Origin of the sequence: Streptomyces sp. KLMMK, assembly GCF_036961605.1 — a bacterium.
GTDB classification, from domain to species: domain Bacteria; phylum Actinomycetota; class Actinomycetes; order Streptomycetales; family Streptomycetaceae; genus Streptomyces; species Streptomyces telluris.
Genome location: NZ_JBAMDC010000572.1, coordinates 1 through 3,063 on the forward strand (window position 1 = coordinate 1; position 3,063 = coordinate 3,063).

The following is a 3,063-nucleotide window of genomic DNA, read 5'->3' on the forward strand; positions in this document are numbered from 1 at the left end:
CCCGCGGTCAGAAGTGCAGCTCCACGTCGCAGCAGGAGTCGCGCCGGAGCTGCCGCGACACCTCAAGCCACGCGTCGGCGGCCGCCCGCACCCCGGGCGGTGCCGCGGGAGCGCCGTACGCGCTGTACGCCCCGACGAGCCGCGCCTGCTCGTAGGGAACCCCGCCGCGCAGCACCGAAGCGGTCCGCACCAGCGCGTCGAAGTCCGCGAACGGGTCGCCGTCCACCACCGTCACGTCCGCGAGCTTGCCGGGCTCCAGGGTGCCCAGGTCCCGGTCCGCGCCGAAGACCCGGGCGGGCAGCACGGTCGCGGTCCGCAGCGCCTGTGCCGCGGACAGCCCGTGGCGGTGCAGCGCGCGCAGCCCCAGGTGCAGGGCGAGGCCCACGGGCACCAGCGGCGCGTCCGTCCCCAGGGCCACGGTGCCGCCGCCCGCCAGCACCCGCCGGTAGACGCCGATCTCACGCTCCAGGGTGGCCAGCTGGTCGGCGGTCGGCCGGGCGGCCGCGGTCTTGCGGACCACCTCCACGTCCCACGGCGGCATCAGCTGCGTCACCCGGGGGTCCTGCGCCAGGGCCGGAGCCTCGCCCAGCAGCGGCACCGAGGTGAAGATCGTGGCGACGAGGCGGAAGTCCCCGTGCGTGTAGATCTCCTCCACGTCCTGGTAGGCGCGCCCCGACGCGCTCGTCGCGTGCCCGAACTCCAGCCGCTGCGTGGCCTGCAGATGCGTCGTCAGGTCCTGGCCGAGCTGGACGCCCGGCGACACGAGGTGGCTGCCGGCGCGGACCCCCAGCCGCTCGTGCGCGAAGCGGGCCGCTTCCTCCATCGCCCAGCCGGGCGCGCGGACGTAGGTCTTGACGAAGTCCCAGTCGAGGGCCGCGGCGCGGGACAGCGACCGGCGCAGCCCTTCGCGGGTGCGGTGCGCCCGGCCCATGCTGTACGCGACGCGCGAGCCGTCGAGCAGCTCTCCGGTGGTCAGCATCCGCGGCCCGGCCAGCTCGCCCGCCGCCACGGCCTCGCGGATGCGGGCCTGCTCGTAGGCGCCGCCGCCGAAGGAGACCGCGGTGGTGATCCCGTAGGCCAGTTGCAGCGCGGTCTGCCGGCCGCCGTACGTGTTCTGGTACGGGTGGGTGTGGGCGTCCCACAGGCCGGGGATCACGGTGCCGGAGGAGGCGTCGACGGTGCGGACGGCCGCGCGCCGCGCCCGGTGGGGCTCGACGGCGTCGATCCGCCCGCCGCGGACCACCAGGTCGACGTTCTCGCGGACGGCCTCCCCGGTGCCGTCCCAGAACCTGCCGGCGTGCACGACGGTGTCGGCGGGGACCGGGCGCCGGTAGTCGAGGGGGATGCGGAGCGTACGGGTGGAGGCGTCGTGGACGTCGAGGAGGCGCAGCCGGCCGTCGGCGGCCAGGTAGAGGATCTTCCGGGAGTCGCCCGACCAGGAGGGGTGATCGGCCGCGCCGTCCGTGAGCCGGCGCGGCTCGCCGTCCGGGGTGCCGTCGGGCCGCACCGGCAGCAGCCACAGGGCGGACTCGGAGATCACCGCCATGTGGCGGCCGTCGGGCGACCAGACGGGCCCGCAGTCGTAGCGGTCGGCGATCGAGACGTGCGGGGCGATTGCGTGCAGGCGGGCGCTGCCGTCGGTGGTGTCGACGACCCGGATGAGGTTGTAGCCCTCGCGGAACCGCTGGTTCAGCCGGTTGCGGTCGCACAGGGCGACGTACCGCCCGTCCGGGGACCAGCTCGGTCTGCCGGGCAGCCCGCCGCCGCCCAGGGGGGAGGCGAGCACCCGGTCCGTGCCGGCGGCCAGGTCGCGCACCACGAGCGCGCCGGTCAGGTCCAGGGCGGCCAGCCGCCGGCCGTCGGGGGACAGGACGGGGTAGGCGCGGCCGCCCCCGGCCAGCTCGGTCTCCTCGCCGGAGGCGAGATCGTGACGGCGCGCGGCGAGCAGGCCGCCGCGGTCGTCGGCGTAGACCAGGGACCGGCCGTCGGGGCTCCAGACGGGCCCGAAGACGTAGCGCGTGGGATCGGACGCCACGACCCGGCGCGGCGGCCGCCCGCCGGTGACGTCGGCGACCCAGAGCGCATTGAGCGCGGCGAAGGCGACCCGGCGGGCGTCGGGCGAGAGGGCTGGGAGGTGCAGGGAGCGGACGCCGTGCACGCCGCCGCCGTCGAGGTCGTACCGCTTGGTGCGGTAGCGCGGCCGGGCGACGGGCAGGCGGCCGAGGAAGGGGATGACGCGGGCGTCCTGCGGCGCCTTCGGGCGGACGACCCGGAACGTGCCGCCGACGGTCAGGAGCAGCTCGCCGTCCGGGACCCAGCGGGGCGGGACGGGCTCGACGTCCCCGTCGACCGGGACGGGCGCGCCGTCGACGACCAGGGTGCAGCCGGCCTTGGGCGCGGCGGTCGTCCGCAGGTAGGCCAGGCGTCCGTCCGGCGCGACGGCCGGGGTCATGACCTGCGCGGCCTCGGTCTCGGTGTGCTCGGCCCGCACCGGCCCGTGCCCGTCGGCGGGGACGGACGCGATCGTGCGGGCCTCCAGCGCGGTCCCGGCGACGCGGGCGCGGACGAACAGCAGCCGCGAGCCGTCCGGCGACCACACGGGGTCGAAGTCCTCCCAGGCGCCGTCCTGCAGCGGCCCCTCCTGCCCGCCCACCCCGGTGACCCGCGTGAGCGCACCGTTCCGCACGTCCACCACCCACAACCGGTACGGGCTGCCCGCCACCGGGTCGCCGCCCCGCTCGGAGGCGAAGGCGATCCGCGTGCCGTCCGGCGACCAGGCGGGCCCGCGGTCGTCCCACGGCCCGTCCGTGACCTGCCGCAGCCCGCTGCCGTCGGGCCGAAGCGTCCAGATGTGGAAGCCGCCGCCCCGGTAGGCGCAGACGGCCAGCTGCCGGCCGTCGGGCGCGTGCACGGGCCGGGTCGGCTCCAGATCGGCCGGGGTGATCGCGACGGCCTCCCCGCCCTCGCGGGGCAGGGACCACAGCACGTTCTGCACCTCGGCGACCAGCCGGTCCCCGGCGGGGGAGAGGCTCGCCGCCCCGTTGGTGGCGGCCGTGAAGGACA

Annotated in this window: 1 protein-coding gene; it reads right to left on the bottom strand. The window is 77.0% G+C overall.

Annotation, left to right across the window (positions count from 1 at the left end):
- Window positions 1–7: 7 nt before the first annotated feature.
- The coding region (locus V7793_RS35675) for an amidohydrolase family protein (RefSeq protein ID WP_336013830.1) at window positions 8–3,063 on the bottom strand (3,056 nt) is incomplete at its 5' end.